At 66.1% G+C, this 2,511-nt stretch carries 2 protein-coding genes; both read left to right on the top strand.

All coding sequences use genetic code 11. From position 1 onward, the window contains the following. Nucleotides 1–1,208: DddA-like double-stranded DNA deaminase toxin (locus U9980_RS28165; RefSeq protein ID WP_322770698.1), on the top strand; the 1,208-nt coding region annotated here is incomplete at its 5' end. 3 nt (nt 1,209–1,211) lie between these two features. Continuing rightward, nucleotides 1,212–1,634: an Imm1 family immunity protein gene (locus U9980_RS28160; protein WP_322770697.1), complete on the top strand. Its 423-nt coding sequence runs from the start codon at nt 1,212–1,214 to the stop codon at nt 1,632–1,634. Nucleotides 1,635–2,511 lie beyond the last annotated feature (877 nt).

Here is a 2,511-nt window from a genome sequence, read left to right as displayed (position 1 = left end):
CTACCAGCACGGGGGATGCGGGATCCCGTCTCGCCACCGCGTTTGATGAGGGTGCGCGATGTGCCGCCGACGCCGCAGCCGCCTTGCGCACGGCCGCTGACGGATGGGAGCAAGCGCTCGCCACCTACCGGCGGGCGCGCAGTCTGGCCGATGAGGCGCTGGTCGAAGAGCAGCAGCATCGGGCGAGCCAAGCCTCAGCTGCCGCGCATGACCTGGCAAGCGGCAGCCTGCTGAAGATCATAGGCGATGGGGCGGCGGCCCTGGGCTGGGACGACTGGCAGAGTCCGCTGCGGCAGCAGTCGCGGGCGGTCGCACGAGGCGCGATTGCGGAAGCTGGGCAGGTCTCGGCGACGTGTGTCCAGGTTCTTGATCGGGTGGCTGACGCGCTCGGTGCGCTCCCGCCAGCGCCGCAGCCGCACAAGTCATGGTGGGACCACGGTCCGCTTGGTTGGGCGGTGCATGAGACGGCCCAAGCGGCAGACACTGTGGGTAACCTGGCTGGCTCCGTCCTCCAGAATCCGGGCGAGATCGGAACCCTCGGCGGCGACATGGCGGGGATGGCGCTGGGCGCGGGCCTGATGCTGCTCGGCGCCGGCGAAGAGGTCGGTGGTTTTGCCCTCGACGTGACAGGTGTGGGCGCGGTTATCGGGGTGCCGGCCAACATCCTGGGGGCGGCGACGATCGCCACCGGGGCGGTCACGGCGGGTACCTTTGCGGCCAAGACGGGCTCTGACCTGTCGCAGACGATGACTGAGGCTCGGGCGAGCGGTGGTTCGGGTAGCGGCGATGCCGGCCTCGGCGCCCGTCCCACTGCGCCGGTCGATCCGCCTTCGGAAGCGGCCCCGTTCCGGCACGACCTGGCTGATGAGGTCCCCGCCTACGGTGAGAATGGCTCGAAGACCAGCGGGCTGCTGGATCTCGGCAGCGGCGCCCCGGAACCCTTGACGAGTGGCTACAACGGCCCATCCAAGCTGCTACCGAAACCGAGGCCGGGTATGAACGGCAACAACGTCTCGCATGTCGAGGCTCATGCCGCGGCCCAGATGCGCTTACAAAACGTGACCGAGGGGACCCTGTATATCAACCGTGTACCGTGTGGCGGTGTGACAGGGTGTGACACACTGTTGCCCCGGATGGTGCCGAAGGGCAGTCGGCTTACGATCTACGGACCGAACGGCTTTGTCCGGGTCGTTGAAGGGCAGGGGTAGGCCATGATGGCCGAGCAGGATGTTGCCGTGCAACGCGGTTACGTCGAGTGGGGTGAGGGACCGCAGCGTGCCCAGATTGAGACCGTTGACGAGCTGGACGTCCTGCTCGACCGGGTCGAAGTCGCGGCACGCGATCAGCAGCGGTCCGTTCTGGCCGTGATCTTCCTCGACGGCGCGTCGTTCCTTACCGTCGGGTTGGGCGCGGCCGAGAGCTTCGTGGGCGTGGATGACCAGAGCACCGGGCAGACCTGGTGGTCCCGTGGCGACCGCTACCAGGACGATGATGAGGTCGAGTTCTACCTTGGCAACCAAGGCAGCTACTACCCGCGCTGGGTGCTGATCCCGGCCCCGACCGTGCGCGAAGTCGTGCGAGAGATGTTCACCACCGGTCGGCGCCCAGACTCGATCAGGTGGGACGAGCCCTAAAATGATCGTTCTCTGCCACGGGGGGGGCGAACGGGACGACGATTCGACGCTGTGCCAACCCGTTCCGAGCCCGTGGCGCCAACCCGCTGACGCACTTCGTCGCCGTGCGGGTTGTCGACTGCGGTGGCCGGCGAGCCGGATCTATGGGGTGAGCGAACTCCGGATGCGGCGCAAGCAGGTCGGGACAGCCTGCCAGCTCGCCCTTCTTTAAGATCTTTAGCCGGACGCGGCTCTGCTATGCGACCGCGGTGACGATGTGGATGCAGTTGTCACAGTGTTAGAGCGTGTACGGGCGACAGCCGTGCCGGAAGCTCAGGTCGTATGATCGAGATATCCGCCTAAAGGCTCGTTGCAATGAGCTATTCAGTGGCCCGCGGCCGGTTCTACTGCCATGAACCAGAAATCCGGCTTTTGCGTGGGCGAGGCGGCGCTGCAGCCCGTAGGCATCCGAGTCGGCCTCGGCGGGGAGCCGGAACCCGAACGTTTGCCGCCGGAGACCTGCCCCCCGGGGGGCAGGCGCACCTGCCTTAGATGATCTCTATGCGTTTACAACAAGATTCAGCAGCGTGGCCTTCAATGCCACGAGTGCGCCCGGGCCAAACGCGGGATCAGTCGCCGGATCCCGCCCGACCGGGCGGCGAAGGTCATGACGGAGGCAGGCATGGAGCCCCAGTCCCGGTGCCGACGACATGCCACAGCGTGGATACACCGAGACAATCTCCGAGTTCTATGTGAACGCCAAAGACATCGCAGCCAAGGTCCGTGAACTGAGCGAGAAGTTCCGTGCGGAATCCGCCTGAGCCCATGTTTCCAACCGTGCAGCGGAGTTCGGACATCAGCGCAAGCGACTACGAGAACCGGCAGTTGATCTTTGTGC

This window comes from Protofrankia sp. Cr1, from assembly GCF_963555865.1.
Lineage (GTDB): Bacteria > Actinomycetota > Actinomycetes > Frankiales > Frankiaceae > Protofrankia.
This window is presented reverse-complemented; position numbering and strand designations above follow the sequence as displayed.